Source organism: Halopseudomonas bauzanensis, assembly GCF_900114735.1.
Classification (GTDB): domain Bacteria; phylum Pseudomonadota; class Gammaproteobacteria; order Pseudomonadales; family Pseudomonadaceae; genus Halopseudomonas; species Halopseudomonas bauzanensis.
Window position 1 is genome coordinate 1,238,597 of sequence record NZ_FOUA01000001.1, and the last position, 18,198, is coordinate 1,256,794.

Annotated in this window: 13 protein-coding genes; 11 read left to right on the forward strand and 2 right to left on the reverse strand. The window is 55.2% G+C overall.

Annotation, left to right across the window (positions count from 1 at the left end; translation table 11 throughout):
• Positions 1 to 29: 29 nt before the first annotated feature.
• From dsbD to BM267_RS05720, 5 genes are all read left to right on the forward strand, one after another.
• Positions 30 to 1,952, forward strand: coding sequence for a protein-disulfide reductase DsbD (gene dsbD, locus BM267_RS05700; protein WP_218144696.1), 1,923 nt, complete (start codon positions 30 to 32; stop codon positions 1,950 to 1,952).
• Between the two features lie 159 nt (positions 1,953 to 2,111).
• Positions 2,112 to 3,908, forward strand: a complete 1,797-nt coding sequence (locus BM267_RS05705; RefSeq protein WP_051610742.1) for a copper resistance system multicopper oxidase — start codon at positions 2,112 to 2,114, stop codon at positions 3,906 to 3,908.
• Entirely contained in the window at positions 3,905 to 4,969 is a 1,065-nt protein-coding gene (locus BM267_RS05710) for a copper resistance protein B (RefSeq protein WP_074777417.1), read from the forward strand. Before BM267_RS05705 ends, BM267_RS05710 begins: the two co-directional genes overlap by 4 nt.
• A gap of 66 nt (positions 4,970 to 5,035) precedes the next feature.
• A complete protein-coding gene (locus BM267_RS05715) occupies positions 5,036 to 5,560 on the forward strand; it encodes a cupredoxin domain-containing protein (protein ID WP_074777415.1) in 525 nt (174 codons plus the stop codon).
• A 9-nt stretch (positions 5,561 to 5,569) separates the two neighbouring features.
• Positions 5,570 to 6,040, forward strand: a complete 471-nt coding sequence (locus tag BM267_RS05720) for a c-type cytochrome (protein WP_074777413.1) — start codon at positions 5,570 to 5,572, stop codon at positions 6,038 to 6,040.
• Positions 6,041 to 6,142: 102 nt separating this feature from the next.
• Here the strand turns inward: BM267_RS05720 and BM267_RS05725 are convergent, their stop codons facing one another.
• A complete protein-coding gene (locus BM267_RS05725; protein ID WP_074777411.1) occupies positions 6,143 to 8,467 on the reverse strand; it encodes a heavy metal translocating P-type ATPase in 2,325 nt (774 codons plus the stop codon).
• A 315-nt stretch (positions 8,468 to 8,782) separates the two neighbouring features.
• On the opposite strand from BM267_RS05725, the gene BM267_RS05730 reads away from it, so the two are divergent.
• Positions 8,783 to 9,466 carry a heavy metal response regulator transcription factor gene (locus tag BM267_RS05730; protein WP_074777409.1) on the forward strand — a complete coding sequence of 228 codons (684 nt, stop codon included), beginning with the start codon at positions 8,783 to 8,785 and terminating at the stop codon, positions 9,464 to 9,466.
• Between the two features lie 3 nt (positions 9,467 to 9,469).
• Positions 9,470 to 10,876 (forward strand): Cu(+)/Ag(+) sensor histidine kinase, encoded by a 1,407-nt coding sequence (locus BM267_RS05735; protein ID WP_074777403.1) that lies wholly within the window; start codon positions 9,470 to 9,472, stop codon positions 10,874 to 10,876.
• Between the two features lie 52 nt (positions 10,877 to 10,928).
• Here the strand turns inward: BM267_RS05735 and BM267_RS05740 are convergent, their stop codons facing one another.
• On the reverse strand, positions 10,929 to 11,258 hold the full coding sequence (locus BM267_RS05740) for a four-helix bundle copper-binding protein (protein WP_074778659.1): 330 nt from the start codon (positions 11,256 to 11,258) through the stop codon (positions 10,929 to 10,931).
• Between the two features lie 733 nt (positions 11,259 to 11,991).
• Here BM267_RS05740 and BM267_RS05745 point away from each other — a divergent pair.
• From BM267_RS05745 to BM267_RS05760, 4 genes are read left to right on the forward strand one after another with little or no spacing between them, the layout of a single operon-like run.
• Positions 11,992 to 13,245: a TolC family protein gene (locus tag BM267_RS05745; RefSeq protein ID WP_074777401.1), complete on the forward strand. Its 1,254-nt coding sequence runs from the start codon at positions 11,992 to 11,994 to the stop codon at positions 13,243 to 13,245.
• Positions 13,242 to 14,687 (forward strand): efflux RND transporter periplasmic adaptor subunit, encoded by a 1,446-nt coding sequence (locus BM267_RS05750; RefSeq protein ID WP_074777399.1) that lies wholly within the window; start codon positions 13,242 to 13,244, stop codon positions 14,685 to 14,687. The genes BM267_RS05745 and BM267_RS05750 overlap by 4 nt, the downstream gene beginning before the upstream one ends.
• Positions 14,684 to 17,842, forward strand: a complete 3,159-nt coding sequence (locus BM267_RS05755; RefSeq protein WP_074777397.1) for an efflux RND transporter permease subunit — start codon at positions 14,684 to 14,686, stop codon at positions 17,840 to 17,842. Before BM267_RS05750 ends, BM267_RS05755 begins: the two co-directional genes overlap by 4 nt.
• On the forward strand, positions 17,842 to 18,186 hold the full coding sequence (locus BM267_RS05760) for a copper-binding protein (protein ID WP_036988919.1): 345 nt from the start codon (positions 17,842 to 17,844) through the stop codon (positions 18,184 to 18,186). Before BM267_RS05755 ends, BM267_RS05760 begins: the two co-directional genes overlap by 1 nt.
• Positions 18,187 to 18,198: the final 12 nt, after the last annotated feature.

Consider the following 18,198-nt stretch of genomic DNA (forward strand, 5'->3'; position numbering starts at 1 on the left):
TAGCAGGTTTTTATTGTCGAGTTTGTGAAGTGAAACTTACACGCATTATTTTATCGTTCCTGGCACTGATGCTGGTGTCCATACCCAGCATCAGCTCAGCGCAAGAACGCAGCTCCCCGCTTACCTTTTCTGACACTACATCGTCATATTCTATTTCAGGCAACAGCGGCTTTTTCGGTTCGATTCAAGGCTGGCTTGGCGGCGCTGATGCTGCCCCTGCCCTGCTGCCACCAGACGAGGCCTTTAAGGTATCTTTGACTGCCAGCAGTCCTGACTCGTTGATAGCCACGTTAATCGCAGCAGACGGCTACTATCTGTATCGCGATAAGCTGGCGTTCAGTGTTCAGTCTGCCGATGCTGTCATTGATCATGTCGAGCTTCCACCGAGTGAGCTGATAGATGACCCTCTTTTCGGTCGTGTGCCGGTTTACTTTGGCGCCATACAGGTGCCTATCACGCTCGGCATTCCTCCTGGGTCGAATCCCGATATGCTGACCCTGGATATCGCCTACCAGGGATGTAACGATCCGGTAGGCGTGTGCTATCCGCCTGAGCAAAAATCCTTGTCTGTTTCACTCGATGTGCCAACTCAAGCACATCTTGAAGCCGGCAGGAATAACAGTACTCCAAAGTCCACAAGCGCTGGAACATCAGAAAGCTCGCTTGTCCGAGAGTTGTTCGGTCAAGGTAACACCTGGGCATTGATCGCTGCGTTTTTCGGGTTTGGCTTAATTCTAGCGTTTACACCCTGCATGCTTCCGATGATTCCGATACTTTCGGGACTGATAGCAGGGCACAGCCCTGCGTTAAGTCGTAGGCATGCCTTTGGTTTGTCGCTGGTTTATGTTCTGGCGATGGCATTGACGTACGCTCTGGCCGGGGTCGCTGCTGGTCTGGCCGGAACGATGCTGACGGCGTACCTGCAGAACCCGTGGGTACTGGGTAGTTTTGCAGGTGTTTTTGTACTTCTTGCTTTCTCCATGTTCGGCTTTTACCAGCTTCAGATGCCATCTTTCATTCAGGGCAAGCTCTTCGGAGTCGCGAACCGTACAAAAGGCGGCAAGACGATCAGCGTGGGCCTGATGGGAGCATTATCAGCGATCATTGTGGGCCCCTGCGTCGCTGCCCCGCTGGCTGGTGCCTTGTTGTATATAGGCCAGACAGGCGATGTGGCTCTGGGCGGGGTGGCGCTTTTCTCCATGGCCATAGGCATGGGGATCCCCTTGTTGGTCTTTGGTACTACAGCAGGTGCGTTGCTACCAAAAGCCGGGCCGTGGATGTTATCGGTCCAGCGTTTTTTTGGCGTAACTCTGCTCGCCGTTGCTATTTATATGATCTCTCCGATCATACCTTCGGTGATTCACATGGGACTATGGGCTGCTCTGCTCATCGTCTGCGCAATGTATTTGAAAGCACTGGACCCCCTTCCTGACAACGCCTCTGGTTTTAGACGCTTCGGTAAGGGGTTTGGCGTCATAGCCTTGGTTTACGGCCTGGCCTTGTTAATTGGTGTTCTCTCAGGTGGTCGTGACGTCCTGCAACCGCTGGATGGCTTTGGAGGCAAATACGCCTCCGAGCCGACTTCCTCGAACGAGCTGCAATTTGAAAAAGTGGCCAGTCTCGCTGAGCTTGACTCGCTAATCCAAGGGGCTGAGGGGCGTTACGTCATGCTCGATTTCTGGGCAGACTGGTGTGTCTCCTGCCATGAAATGGAGCGATTTACTTTCGCCGATGAGCGGGTCAAAACACGTCTCAAGGATGTGGTGCTACTGAAAGCTGATGTGACCGCCAATAATTCGGAGGATCAGGCGTTACTACGACGCTTCGGGTTGTTTGGGCCGCCTGGCATCATCTTCTTTGATCAGGAAGGCTTAGAAATCGACTTTCAGGTGATTGGATTTCAATCTGCTAAAAAATTCATTCGTTCGCTCGACAGCGCTATCCCTCTCTGAGTGCGCCGCGTACTCCTGACGCTTGGATTACAAAAAAGTAATGCAGGCGTCACTCGTGTGACAGCTCGATTTGACTAGAGTCAAGTAACCGCTGCCGATGGTCCAGTCCCAGCGTATCTCATTGAGTCATCGAACTACCTGATAAAGGATTCTCATTGCGTGAAACACTTAACTGAACTCCCCATTCTTAACCCAGGTTTGTCTCGACGCCGTTTTGTTCAAGGTTTGGCAGCCGGTGGTGTATTGCTGAGTCTGTCTCCTTTGGCGCGCGCGACTGGCCTGTTGTCAGGCGCGGGCACGAAAACGGGCACCGCTAATATTCTAAGCGGTACCCAGTTCGATCTGGAGATAGGTGAGTCCGCCGTCAACTTTACAGGCAACCCCCGCATAGCCACGACCATTAACGGCTCACTGCCCGCACCAACGTTACGCTGGCGTGAGGGAGATACGGTCACCATTCGCGTGACGAATCGGTTGAAGGAAACCACATCGATTCATTGGCACGGCATCATCCTGCCATTTGAGATGGATGGCGTGCCGGGCATCAGCTTTAGAGGGATCCAGCCTGGCGAAACCTTCACCTACCAGTTCAAAGTGCAGCAAAACGGCACCTACTGGTACCACTCGCACTCTGGAATGCAGGAGGCGACCGGGGTCTACGGGGCGATCATTATTGATCCCGCTCAAGACGACCCAATTCGTGCAGACCGCGAATATGTCGTTCAGCTGTCTGACTGGACTGACGAAGACCCGATGCGGGTGCTGGCGAAGCTCAAAATGCAGGGTGATTACTACAACTACAACCAGCCTACCGCAGTAGATTTCTTTCAGGACGCCTCCCGCATTGGGCTGAAGGCAGCCATTGATAAACGCAAGATGTGGAATGAGATGCGGATGAGTCCGACGGATCTGGCCGATTTGTCAGCTGACGTACTCACCTATCTGATGAACGGCACCACTCCCGCAGGCAACTGGACAGGGCTGTTTCGGCCCGGGGAGCGCATCCGCCTGCGCTTCATTAACGGTGCCGCCAATACCTTCTACGATGTCCGTATCCCAGGTCTTCAGTTAACCGTTGTTCAAGCCGACGGCATCAACGTCGAACCCGTTACCGTAGATGAGTTCCGGTTCGGGCCAGGGGAAACCTACGATGTTCTGGTGCAACCAAAAGATGATGCTCACACCATCTTTGCCCAAGCCATGGATCGTACAGGTTACGCGCGCGGCACACTGGCCACGCATGCCGGTCTTGAAGCGCCCGTCCCAGCGATTGATCCAGTCGAATGGCTTTCCATGGGAGACATGATGGGCGCTATGGGGGGCGGCATGGCCGGGATGAGCCACGGCGATATGTCGGGAATGGATCACGGCAACATGAAGGGCATGAATCATGCCGGCATGGGCCATGGCGCAATGACTGCAGCTGGTGCCAGTACTGAAGTACGCCACGCCAGGACTGAATACGGGGCGAGTATTGATATGCGAGTCGATACACCGCGTACCAACCTGGACGACCCTGGTATCGGTCTGCGCAATAACGGACGGCGCGTGCTCACGCTGGCCGACTTGCACACCATCGGCGGCCCGATGGATCCGCGCGGTGCAGAGCGTGAGATCGAGCTCCACCTGACCGGCAATATGGAGCGCTATACCTGGTCATTTGACGGCGTGGAGTATGGCAAATCGACGCCGGTGCGTTTTCATTACGGCGAGCGGGTCAGGATCATATTGCACAACGACACCATGATGACGCACCCCATGCACTTGCACGGCATGTGGAGTGAACTGGAAACGCCTGACGGACAATTTCTGGCACGACGCCACACAATTCCTGTGCAACCTGCTCAACGCATCAGCTTTCTCGTGACGGCTGACGCTCTGGGGCGATGGGCATGGCACTGTCATTTGATGCTGCACATGGACACGGGGATGTTTCGTGAAGTGGTGGTGGCATGAAAACAACACTCAACAGCTCAGGCATCCGGATCATGAATAGCCTCTTTAAAAAGAAACTGCTTACTGCGGCGATGGTTACAGGAGTTGTGCTGCCGTTGTTCGCCCATGGGCAAACCCAACATGCAGGGCACGCGGAACATATGCCTGCCGCACCAAAGTCCAGCGTACCCGCGGAGGCCGCTGGCATGAATCATGGAACCATGGACATGTCGGATATGGACCATAGCTCCATGGACATGACAGGTATGGACCATGGCTCAATGTCAGGTATGGATCATGGCAGTGGCGAAATGGATCACGGCGATATGCAGATGCAAGGTGGCTCGGCCCCACCTGATGCCCGCGACCCCGATGCCTACTCTGATGGGTTTGAGCGCAATGCAGGTAAATTTGCGCTCCCCCCATCAGATGCACTCATCATGTCGGATATGCATAAGTTCGGTTCCGTTTATTTCGATCGACTGGAGTACGTCAAGGCGCGAGGTGAGGAGTGGGCTGCATATGAGGGCGAGGCCTGGTACGGCAGCACCTACAATCGTGCGGTCATCAAGGCTGAAGGCGAAGTGGCCAGCGGCAAGCTCCGGGAGTCCGAAACGGAACTGCTATGGCGCCATGCAGTTTCTACTTTTTGGAATACGGAGCTTGGTTTCCGATTTGACCATGCTGACGGCGCGCCGAATCGTGAGTGGCTTGCATTCGGCTTCAAAGGACTGGCGCCCTATTGGTTTGAAGTAGATGCAACCGCTTACGTCGGCCCGAGCGGACGTACTGCCCTGGCCCTGGAAGCGGAATACGACATCAGACTAACCCAGAAACTCTACTTGCAACCGCGGATGGAAGTGAACTTTCATGGCAAAGACGATGAGCGCTGGGGAATCGGCAGTGGTTTGACCGATGGCACTGCTGGATTACGCGTTAAATACGAAATAACTCGACAGCTGGTCCCTTATGTTGGTGTGGAATGGGCTAGCAAATTCAGTAAAACAGCGGATTACGCCCGGGCAGCGGGAGAGTCCAGACAGGAAACCCGCTTTGTGACTGGCCTGAGCTTCCGCTTCTAACAACGGCTTTTTAACTGGGTAGTTCTATCAGCTACCCCACTAATCGACTCTTGGAGAGCATTCACTATGAAAAAGACTTTTACCATTCTCGCGTTCAGTCTGCTGCCAGCCTTTGCTATCGCAGCAGTTGACCACTCCGCACATGCCATGCATGGAATGCAAGGACATGAGATGCACGGGATGCAAGGACATGACATGTCGACCATGACGCAAGCTACTTCTGCAGTGGGTCAGCCTGGCGATCCGGCAAACGTCTCCCGGACGATTGAAATCATCATGGATGACAACATGCGCTTCACTCCCAGCGATATTCAGGTGGAAGCTGGTGAAACAGTTCGTTTTTTTATCAAGAACGTAGGACAGGTGCCGCATGAAATGGTGATTGGCTCAATAGAAGAGCTCAAGGCGCATGCAGCTGAAATGCTGGCAGCACCTGGCATGGAACACGAAGAGCCGAACATGATTACTCTACAACCAGGCAAGGTAGGCGGTCTGGTGTGGCAGTTTGATCAGCCGGGCAAGGTTGATTTTGCATGCCTTATCCCAGGCCATACCGAGGCTGGGATGGTAGGCAAAGTCGAAGTCATCTGAGATAGATAGATGCCTGGAAGAAATAAAATCTTCGGAGCGATCGGCGTTGCGATAGTTGGCGCCGTCGCCTTCCTCTATACGGCCACACGTGTGTCTGGACCCGAGTTTATAGATCCAGCCGATCAGAATCAGGTCTCGCTTGGCCAATCCATCTACACAATACATTGCGCGGTGTGTCATGGTGAGTCGCTGCAAGGACAGGAGAACTGGCGTCAACGTCTACCCAATGGGAGATTACCTGCCCCGCCCCATGATCAAACCGGGCACACGTGGCATCACTCGGACGCCATGCTGATAGATATGGTAAAAAACGGCTTGGTGCCCGGCAGAACTGCGCCGCCAGGCTACGAAAGCGATATGCCTGCGTACCGGAATATTCTGGTTGATGAGGATATTGAGGCTGTGCTGGCTTACATAAAAAGTACCTGGCCACCTGAAATTCTACAGGCACAGAAAAAAACCACCTTGCGTCAGCAATAACTCAGAGCATGCAAAACGGGGGGTTTGTTAATAGCTAACAAATCAAAGAAAAATGGCGAGTAGAAACTCGCCATTTTCCGTTATGCCCTCGACGAATCAAGCTTAAACGGAACCCCGAAGCCGCAGTGAGTTGAATACAACAGACGCTGAACTGAGGCTCATCGCCAGGGCTGCAAACATGGGTGACAGAAGCAGTCCGGCGAACGGGTACAGGACACCAGCGGCAAGCGGAACGCCTAACGCATTATAAATGAACGCAAAACCCAGATTTTGCTTCATGTTGAGAACAGTTTTGTTTGACAGGTTCTGAGCAATCGATATGCCTCGCAGGTCTCCTTTTACCAAGGTGACCTGCGCACTGTTCATCGCTACATCCGTCCCGGTGCCCATGGCGATACCAACATTCGCCTTGGCAAGGGCCGGGGCATCGTTGATACCGTCGCCCGCCATAGCAACAATGCAGCCTTCGGACTGGAGCTTTTCCACCAGCTCCAGTTTATCGGCCGGTTTCACTTCGCCATGTATTTCATCTATACCCAACTGGGCGGCTACCGCTCTGGCCGTCGAGATACCGTCACCGGTAGCCATGATGACCCTGATGCCCGCCGCCTTGAGCGCCTGTACCGCCTCTGGAGTGCTTTTCTTGATGGGGTCGGAAACGGCGAGCAGACCGGCCAATGTGCCGTCCACCGCCAGGTACATCACACTCGCACCCTTTGTTCTCAACTCCTCGGCAGTATCAGACAGGCTATCGACATCGATCTTGTCCAGTTGCATGAGTGCCGTATTGCCCAGCAGCAGCGTTCTGCCTTCAACCTGGCCGCGCACGCCTATGCCACTACTCGAGTCAAAATCTTCCACCGGGCTCAGCTCCAGATTGCGTTCACGCGCAGCATCGACAATCGCATCAGCCAGAGGGTGCTCGCTGCCCTGGTCGAGACTGGCGGCAAGGCGCAGGATTTCATCCGTGTGCATATCGCCAGCGGAAACAGCTTGATCGAACGCTGGCCGGCCTTCCGTCAGGGTGCCGGTCTTGTCGACGATGAGCGTATCGACTTTGCGCAGGTTTTCTATCGCTGTTGCATCACGGAACAGCACGCCCTGAGTTGCGCCTCGCCCGGTAGCGACCATGACCGACATCGGCGTTGCGAGCCCCAGTGCACAAGGGCAAGCGATGATCAGGACAGCAACCGCATTGATCAGACCGTACACCCAGCTTGGTTGCGGCCCGAATATACCCCACACGAACAAGGTGAGAATGGCGATAACCACCACCGCCATGACAAAGTAACCCGCTACCAGATCAGCCATCCGCTGCATGGGTGCTCGAGAGCGTTGAGCTTGGGCTACCAGCTGGACAATCTGCGAAAGCACAGTCGCCGAGCCGACTTTTTCCGCCCGAATAACGAGCGCACCAGAGGTGTTCATGGTTGCTCCTATGACCTTGTCGCCGGGACGCTTGCTGATGGGTAATGGTTCACCGGTCAACATGGATTCATCGAGTGAACTTGCGCCCTCCTCAACAATGCCATCGACCGGGACTTTTTCACCGGGCCGTACGCGTAAACGGTCACCCTCATGCACATGCGTCAGAGGTACATCCTCTTCGGTGCCGTCTGCATTGATGCGGCGGGCTGTCTTGGGTGCGAGACCAAGTAACGAACGGATGGCCGCGGATGTCTGGGAGCGTGCGCGCAGCTCCAGAACCTGGCCGAACAGCGTGAGGGATATGATCACCACGGCAGCTTCGAAGTAAACCGCCACTCGCCCCATGGACATGAATGTTTCCGGGAATATACCGGGAGCGACGGTTGCCAGCGTGCTGTAGACGAAGGCTGCACCGGTACCCAGACCGATGAGTGTCCACATGTTGGGGCTGCGGTTGACCACAGATTGCCAGCCGCGAATGAAGAACGGCTGACCGGCCCAGAGCACCACAGGAAGCGACAGTATCAGCTCTATCCAGGTTTGCGTCGCCATCTCGAACCAGCCAAGCTGCGGCCCGAACATGGCAAGCACGGTGACAATGACGGTAAACGGCAGGGTCCACCAGAATCGCTTGGAAAAATCGTCCAGCTCGGGATTGTCATCCTCCAGGCTGGGCATGAGGGGCTCAAGTGCCATGCCGCATTTTGGGCAGATGCCGGCATGATCCTGCTGTATTTCCGGATGCATCGGGCAGGTATAGATTGTGCCTTTGGCCGCTTGCGAGGGAGCCTGGGAGGCTGGCGATAGGAATTTATCTGGATCATGCCGGAATCTATCCATGCACCGGGCGCTGCAGAAATAGTGCGCTTGACCCGCATGCTCAACATGGTGGACAGAATCCGCCGTTACACGCATGCCGCAGACCGGATCAGCAAGCTCTGATCCCGTGGTGGAGGGTGTATGGTGATGACAGTGAGACTCGGATGGACCGTGCGCCATGGATGAGCACCTTTTCAAATAAGCAGGCAGTGGGCGCCGCGTTTTTAATCGGCTTCTTATAAAAGGGAGTTACATGAATGATGATGCCACATGTTTATTGATTAAAGATGATCAGGCAGCTCCCGCACACATTACATTTTTGTCATGTCCTGAAGAAAATGATTTTCTCAACGAGATAATATGGCTTCAGACTACTAACATTACATACTTGTAATTTACTCGTAATGTAGGGGGCAGGTTCAGACTATAGAATTGATAACGACACCAATGAAATGGTCTGGCTTTATTGGGCTGAACAGTGAAACGGAGTGAACGATGAAGATTCTCATCGTGGAAGATGAAGTAAAAACCGGAGATTATATTCGCCAGGGCCTGATGGAATCTGGCTTTGTGGTAGATCTCGCCCGTACCGGGCTCGATGGTCACCACTTGGCGCTTACCGGCTCGTATGACCTGATTGTCCTTGATGTCATGCTGCCTGATGTAGATGGCTGGCGCATCATGCAGTCCTTGAGAGAGGCCAGATCCACCACCCCTGTATTGTTTCTCACCGCGCGGGACAGTGTTGAAGACCGGGTCAAGGGCTTGGAATTGGGAGCGGACGACTATCTGGTCAAGCCGTTCGCCTTTTCGGAGCTGCTGGCACGAGTACGTACATTGTTACGGCGCGGTGCTGCGCCGGTTTTTCAGGATCAGCTCCAGGTGGCTGACCTGGTACTGGACATCCCTCGCCGCCGTGCACAGCGACACGGGACGAAGATCAACCTGACCAATAAGGAATTCGCCCTGCTTGAACTCCTTGTGCGGCGACAAGGGGAAGTGTTGCCGCGCTCGTTGATCGCCTCCCAAGTGTGGGACATGAATTTCGACAGTGACACCAATGTCATCGATGTCGCTATACGGCGGCTGCGCGCGAAAATCGATGATGACTTTGAACCGAAGTTGATTCATACCGTGCGCGGCATGGGTTACATGCTTGATGTGACGCAGCCAGGCTAACCCATGAAAAGACGCCCTTTGTCCCTGGTTGTTCGTCTCACCGTCTCCATTGGCGCGGTGATAACCGCTGTGCTACTCACCTTTGGTTGGATGATGGAGCGCTCGATCGACAATCACTTCGTCCAGCAGGATGTGGATGAGCTCAATTCAGTGGTTCATGCGTTGCAACGCCTTCTTGCTACAGTACCGGTCAATATGTCCGCCGACGAGTTGGACCAGCGCCTCATCAGCGTGGTGACCGGTCATCGTAACGCCCAGTACCAGATCAGGACCGAGAGTGGGTCATTGATCTACTCGACACCGGGTTTCAATCTGGACACCTTCGCCCGAACTGCCCGGCCCGTAGAAAACATCACTATCGATACGGTTGAGAGCTGGAATGATCACCAGGAAGCGTTCCGTGGTGCGGTCTTGTGGCTCGAATCAGGCCGGCTTGAAGACGCCTCCAGGCTCAGGCTCGCGGTAGCCACGGGTATCGACTTTCATCTGCATTATCTGGACAGTTTTCGAAGCTACCTCCGGATTGTCACCCTTTTTGCGTGCTTGATAGCCCTGCTGGCAACCTGGTTCGCCGTTTATCAGGGGCACGCTCCTATTCGACGTATCAGTAGGGAGATGAGACGCATCAGATCTGATCAGCTGCATATTCGTCTTGAACCGCAATCCGTGCCTGCCGAGCTGGTAGAGCTGACGGTGTCCTTCAACGACATGATTGGCCGACTTGAGGATGTATTTCGACGCCTCTCGGACTTTTCCGGAGACATCGCCCACGAGCTACGGACTCCTATTACCAATCTGCGCACCCAGACTGAGGTAGCGCTGACCCAGGCTCGCAGCGTGGAGCAGTACCGGGAAGTGCTGTATTCCAACCTCGAAGAATATGACCGCATGGCCAAGATGGTCGGTGACATGCTTTTCCTGGCTCAGGCTGATAATCAGTTGCTTAAGCCGGAATTGGTCGATATCGATCTCCAATCAGAGCTGAGAAACCTTTTCGATTACTTCAGCGCTTGGGCAGAAGAGCGGCAGGTTCTGCTGGAGAATGCCGGAGAGCCGGTTCATGTGCTTGGCGATCAACTGATGATCCGTCGTGCATTGAGTAATCTGCTGTCCAATGCAATCCGGCATACTCCGGAGGGTGAGAGCGTGATGACCACCCTTAAAGCGCACTCCGATAGCGTAAGAATCCGCATAAAGAACCCCGGCCCACCTATACCTGAAGAGCATTTGAATCATATTTTTGAACGATTCTACCGGCTTGATGCATCCCGCCAACGAAGCAGCGAAGGTGCGGGGCTTGGCCTGGCCATCACTAAATCGATTATCGAAGCGCATGGAGGAAGGATCAGGGCGTTCTCCACAGCGGAGGCCACCACCTTTGAGGTTCGGTTACCACTCAAACTGGATTAAATGACGACATTGCTGCCCTGTAAGTTGGTAACCACAGGGCAGCAACCCGGCATTACACCGCCATCCGCTCGCATTCTTCTGCACATTTTCTGCAAGCTTCGGCGCACCGCTGACAGTGCTCCATCTGATGTTTTTCACATTCCTCTGCACAGGCCCGACACACCTTCGCACACAAAGCACAAAACTCTTTGGCCAGTTCACTATTACGGCTCATCAATACCGCAGCCAGCGAGCATATATCTGCGCAGTCCCGATCAAGCTCAATGCAGCGAGCCATCGCTTTCACATCTTCCTCACGCAGGCACGAGGAGGCGCACATTTCGCATGCCTGAGCACATTCCCAACATGCCTGTATGCAGGACTGGTACTTGGAATTATTCATTGTGTTCTCCGGAATCATTGACTCATCGTTAAACATCACTTTTTGGAAGCCCATCAATAGGTGCTTCCATGGGATACGACCGGCATGACATGACCCCGTTCAGACGTTCTTCATTACATTTGCGTAAGGAATACACCCGGTTACTTCTACTACGGTACTATCTCGGTGCGTCTCGTAGTGACTGAATGTCTCCACCCGATCGATGACGTAAATGTCATTTCCAAGTCAGGCCCAGGTCAGAATGTTTTCCATATACTCCGTGTAAATACAGCAAGAACCACCGGATGGTTACCTTGGTTTAACTGCTTATGGATCAGCCATGAAAACGATAATGCGACTCTTGCTTCTGTTATTAGCGCTTACGTTTCCCATTAATGGGGTCGCACAATTGTATATGTCGACTTGGCCGTCGATACATCACACGACGCTGAGTGGTGATGGTGAGCACGAATGTCACGGAGCACAGGCGCAGCAGGACAAACCCTCGGCCTGCAAAGCAGAACAACAATGTAACCCCGCCTCTCTTCTTCAAGTTCCTGGGGGGAAAGGGTGGCCGATTCTCTTGGGTAAGCTCATATCTGTTCCATATGTCCGCTCGCTCCTCATCCGAAGCCCGGACACTGTCTGGCATCCTCCCCGTACGCAGCTGATCTGATTCACATCTCCGCCTGGATCTAATACACCAGGCTGATTACTGCGCGCCTTGGCTCGCATTGAAGATCAGGAATTCAGTATGAGATCTAATAAACCTAGGGCTCCCCTCTGCGCGGCAGCCTTGATCGCGGGTGTGCTGTTATACCCAACATTCGCGGCGGCATTAACGCTGGAACAAGCTTTGCAGTTAGCCGAACAGACGGCTCCTTCGCTGGAGGCCAGGGCAGCAGATGTGCAAGCTGCGCAAAGCTCGGCGGTCTTTGCTGGCGAACTCCCCGACCCGAAACTGACGCTCGGGTTGCAAAGTGTGCCTATCGAAGGCGAGTCACGCTGGCGGGCAGACAGGGACGCCATGACCATGCAGATGATCGGAGTGATGCAAGAGGTTCCAAACCGTGCCAAAAGACGGGCGCGAACTGAAGCAGCACAAGCCGGCATCGAGGCCCGTGGTGTCCAGCAGTTTGCGGAGCTTTTAAACATCCGCCAGCAAACTGCCGAAGCATGGCTTGCCGCCTTCGCAATCGAGCAAAAGCTGACTCTTTTCAAGGGTTTTTACCATGAGAATCAGCTTTTCTCGCAAGCTATCAAAGCGCGTATTGCCGGAGGGGCAGGCCAGACAGCAGATAGCGTCCTGCCTCAGCAAGAGGCCGCCTTGCTCGCCGAAAAAGAGGATGAGCTGTTAACCATGCGGACAATTGCGCGAGCCGAGCTCCGGCGTTGGATAGGTGATGCTGCAAGCCAGAGTCTTACCGGCGACTGGCCCGAATGGCGAGCTGACCCGGCGTCGTATCAGCAGAACCTGCAACGCCGCCCTGCCTTACTTGCCTACGAACCTATGACACGCGAAGCAGAGGCCAAGGTGCGCCAGGCTATCGCCGAGAAAACGCCGGATTGGAGCTGGGGCGTCGATTATCTTCGCCGCGGCAATGAGTTCAGCGACATGGTGAATCTCAGCGTCAGCTTTGACCTGCCTATTTTCACCGGCTCCCGTCAGACCCCCAAAATTGCGGCCGAGCGCGCAAAACTCAGCCAGTTAGAGGCGGAACGTGAAGTAGCCCTCCGTATACACACCCAGCAACTTGCCGCCGATCTGGCTGAGTACCAGCGCCTCGACCGCGCTCTGGCGCGCCTTGATCAGACGTTATTACCTTTGGCCGAGGAGAAGGTTCGCCTTTCTCTGGCTGACTACAGCGCCGGTACCGGTGAGCTTACCTCGGTGATCGATGCACGACGCCAACTGGTCGACACACGTCTGCGCCGCGTGGATACAGCGCGCGACAGATCGCTCAGCAACGCTCGTCTGCACTTCGCCTCTGGAGATACCCAACCATGACCACCCCATTTAAGCGCATTGCTTTCAGTCTCAGCTCTTCCCTGATCATCCTGGTCGCAACTATGGCCGGCCTGCCTGCAGCAGGCTTTGCTTCTGAAATGGCAGACAAGGAGGTGCTGTACTGGTACGACCCGATGATGCCGCAACACAAGTTCGATAAGCCCGGCAAATCCCCTTTTATGGACATGGATCTCGTGCCTCGATATGCAGACGAAGCCGGTAATGGTGCAACCATGAGCATTGATCCAGGTATCACGCAGAACCTCGGTATGCGACTGGCCACTGTACAGCGTGAGTCGATGAACCAGTCATTCAGGGCAGCAGCCACATTGGCGTTCAATGACAGGGATGTGGCGATAGTGCAGGCACGCAGCAGTGGCTTTGTCGAGCGCGTTTACGACCTTGCCCCAGAGGATGTCATCGCCAAAGGGGCCCCCCTGGTGGATATCTTCGTGCCTGCCTGGGCAGCGGCTCAGGAAGAGTACCTGGCTATCAGTAAGGTAGGCGATGCACAGCTGCTCGCAGCCGCGAAACAACGGTTACGGCTTGCGGGTATGCCGACAGAAACGATAGAACAGCTGCAAAGAAGCGGCAAGGCACGCCCGGTCTGGACAGTGACAAGCCCAATAGGCGGGACATTGAAGACGCTGGATGTGCGTCAGGGCATGACCGTACAAGCGGGTGAATCTTTGGCCAGCGTTAATGGGCTGGACACCGTCTGGCTGGAAGTTGCGGTACCCGAGGCGCAGGTTACAAACCTGGCTCCGGGACAAAGCATCACCGTGCACCTGCCCGCCTTTGCAGGCGAACCGCTTGAAGCAACCATTCAGTCGCTGTTGTCGCAGGCCAATCTGGACAGCAGAACGGTGCGCGTTCGTGCTGAGCTGCCCAATCCCGAGCAACGACTTCGCCCGGGCATGACCGCCGAAGTGACACTGAACCGGAACATAGAGCATGCGCTGGTCGTTCCTGCGGAAGCGGTTATTCGCACCGGTCGGCGTGCCTTGGTCATGCTGGCTGAAGCAGAGGGACGTTACCGCCCCATCGAGGTGCGTACCGGGCGCGAGCTCGGCGACAAGACCGAGATACTCGACGGCCTGGAGGCTGGCCAGACAGTCGTCGCCTCTGGCCAGTTTCTGCTCGACTCCGAGGCAAGCCTACGCGGTTTGACCGCGCAAACACTGGAAGACGTTGATCATGCTCATGGGCCAGTCCTGCATGAGGCCGAAGGCGAGGTCGTCGGCCTGGAAGATGGCATGGTTGGCCTGTCGCATGGGCCGTTCAAGACCCTGCATATGCCTGGGATGACCATGGCCTTTCCGGTCGCGGATGCGTCCCTGCTTGAAGGTGTCCAAGTGGGCAGTCGCGTGCGTGTTGCGGTGCGTGAGAGCGACGAGGGACTGATCATTGAACACATCGAAACACTGGAGGCCCCAGAATGATTGCTGTCATTATCCGGTGGTCGGTAGCCAACCGTTTCCTGATCCTGTTAGCCACGCTGTTTTCTGTGGCATGGGGGGTCTGGTCAGTCAAGAATACGGCAATGGATGCGCTGCCTGACCTGTCCGATGTTCAGGTCATCATCCGTACGCCCTTTCCGGGGCAGGCGCCACAAATTGTCGAAAATCAGGTGACCTACCCGCTGACGACAACCATGTTGTCCGTGCCGGGGGCCAAGACTGTTCGTGGCTACTCCTTCTTCGGCGATAGCTTCGTTTACGTCCTGTTCGAGGACGGCACTGATCTCTATTGGGCTCGCTCACGGGTGCTGGAGTATCTGAGTCAGGTGCAAAGCCGCCTGCCTGCTACCGCCAAGCCCGCTCTGGGGCCTGACGCTACCGGGGTGGGCTGGATTTACCAGTATGCGCTGGTAGACCGCACGGGAAATCATGACTTGGCCCAATTGCGCTCGCTACAGGACTGGTTCCTACGCTACGAGCTCAAGACGTTACCCAATGTGGCGGAAGTAGCGCCCATAGGCGGAATGGTCAAACAATACCAGGTGGTGCTGGATCCGGTGCGCATGGCCAGCAGAGGGGTGACTCAGCAGCAGATCGTCCAAGCAATTGACGAGGCCAACCGGGAGACGGGCGGTAGTGTCCTGGAGCTCGCGGAAACGGAATTCATGGTGCGTGCGACGGGATATCTGCAAACTCTGGACGACTTTCGAGTCATCCCCCTGCGCGTCGACAGCGGCGTCCCGGTGACCCTGGGGGACGTAGCACATATCCAGCTCGGCCCGGAGATGCGTCGTGGTATAGCCGAGCTCGATGGTGAAGGTGAGGTGGTGGGAGGGGTGGTTATCCTGCGTAGCGGCAAGAACGCACGGGAAACCATCGCCGCCGTGCAGAACAAACTGGATGAGCTTAAGGCCAGCCTCCCTGAGGGGGTCGAAATCGTCACCACCTATGACCGCAGTCAGCTGATCGATAGTGCGGTCAAGAACCTGAGCTTCAAACTCATTCTGGAATTCATCATCGTGGCGCTGGTATGTGCGCTGTTTCTCTGGCATTTGCGCTCATCTCTGGTGGCGATTGTCTCCCTGCCCATCGGCATCCTGATTGCCTTTATCATCATGCAGCGCCAGGGCATCAACGCCAACATCATGTCGCTGGGTGGTATCGCCATTGCGATTGGCGCCATGGTGGATGCGGCCATCGTAATGGTTGAGAACGCACACAAACATATCGAAAGCTGGCACCGAAAACATCCTGACGCCACCTTGAAAGGCGAGGCGCACTGGAAGGTGATCACCGAGGCGGCCGTCGAGGTTGGGCCAGCGCTGTTTTTCTGTCTGCTGATCATTACGCTTTCGTTCATCCCGGTGTTTACCCTCGAAGCTCAGGAAGGCCGGTTGTTTGGCCCGCTGGCTTTCACCAAAACCTATGCGATGGCCGCGGCTGCCGGCTTAGCCGTCACCCTGGTGCCGGTGCTGATGGGGTATTGGATTCGCGGGAAAATCCCCGACGAACACCGTAACCCGCTCAATCGAGGCCTCATCAAGATATATGAGCCCGTGCTCGACGCAGTGCTACGCTGGCCAAAAACAACCCTGGGGGTCGCCGTTCTGGTCTTTCTGACTGGTTTATGGCCTGCGTCTCAGCTGGGCGGCGAGTTCCTGCCACGCATGGACGAAGGCGACCTGCTGTACATGCCTACGGCGCTTCCCGGATTATCCGCAGCCAAAGCATCGGAGCTATTGCAGCAGACGAACCGGCTGATCAAAACAGTCCCGGAAGTGGCGCGGGTATTCGGCAAAGCCGGCCGCGCCGACTCAGCCACCGACCCGGCGCCGCTGGAAATGTTTGAAACAACTATCCAGTTCAAGCCCAGGGACGAATGGCGGCCAGGCATGACCTCTGAAAAGCTGGTGGAGGAGCTGGATCAGGCAGTACAGGTACCCGGCCTGGCTAACCTCTGGATACCACCGATACGTAACCGCATCGACATGCTCGCAACGGGTATCAAAAGCCCGATAGGCGTAAAAGTGTATGGCACTGATCTGGCGCAGATTGAAAAAACCACCCAGGCAATTGAGGACATAGCCAAAACGATACCGGGTGTCACCCTGTCGTTGGCGGAAAGACTGACCGGTGGACGCTACATCGATGTGGATATTGATCGGCAGGCGGCTGCACGTTACGGCCTGAATATCGCTGACGTGCAGGCCATAGTCGCAGGCGCTATCGGTGGGGAAACTATTAGTCAAACCGTCGAAGGGCTCGCCAGATACCCCATCAACCTCCGTTACGGGCGCGAATGGCGCGACTCAATCAGCACCTTGCGTGAGCTCCCGATATTCACGCCCCAAGGCGCGCAGATCACCCTGGGCACCGTTGCCAACATCCAGGTGGTTGATGGGCCGCCGATGCTCAACAGTGAAAACGCCAGATTATCAGGTGTGGTTTACATTGACGCGCGCGGTCGGGACATGGCTGCAGTGGTCAGCGACCTGAAAGACAGGATCAACGAGAGTGTCGAGCTCGGAGCCGGCATGAGTATCAACTACTCGGGCCAATTTGAATTCATGGAGCGGGCCAATGCCAAGCTGAAGCTGGTGGTACCCGCCACGATGCTGATCATCTTTGTACTGCTCTACCTGATATTTTCACGTATTGGCGAAGCAATGCTGATCATGGTGACCTTGCCTTTCGCTCTCACCGGTGGCGTCTGGTTCCTGTACCTTCTGGATTATCACTTTTCCATTTCCGCTGGCGTCGGCTTTATCGCCCTGGCGGGCGTGTCAGCAGAATTCGGCGTGATCATGCTCCTTTATCTGAAGAACGCCTGGGTTGAAAGACAGGAAAAAGGCGCACAGGGCGAAGCCGATCTACTGGATGCCATTCATGAAGGGGCCGTACAACGGGTACGCCCGAAGGCCATGACAGTTGCGGTCATTATCGCGGGATTATTGCCCATCCTGCTGGGCAGCGGCACCGGTAGCGAAATCATGAGCCGTATTGCCGCCCCGATGGTAGGAGGGATGATCACCGCGCCCCTGCTGTCCCTGTTTGTACTGCCGGCGGCTTATTTGTTAATGCACCGCAAGCGCTCACGACGCTTAACAACACAACCGACCAAAATTGGAGAAAATTGATGAGACTCATATCTGCAAGTATCGCGATGCTATTGTTAACGCCTGTTGCTGCCACAGCTGCGGAGCAACCAGGACATAACAATCACATGAATCATAACGCGATGAGTCAAAGAGCACCCGCAGAAACCGCAATTGCCACCGGCACGGTTAAAAAGATTAATCTGGAAAGCGGAATGATGGTGATCGCCCATGATCCCGTTGAATCCTTGGGCTGGCCGTCGATGACCATGAGCTTCAAAGCTTCGCCTGATCTAATGCAAGACCTGAAGGAAGGCGATGTGATCGAGTTCGAATTCACATCCAGCGGCATGCATTCGACCATAATCAGTAAAGATAAAATGTAAGCGAGAAAAAGC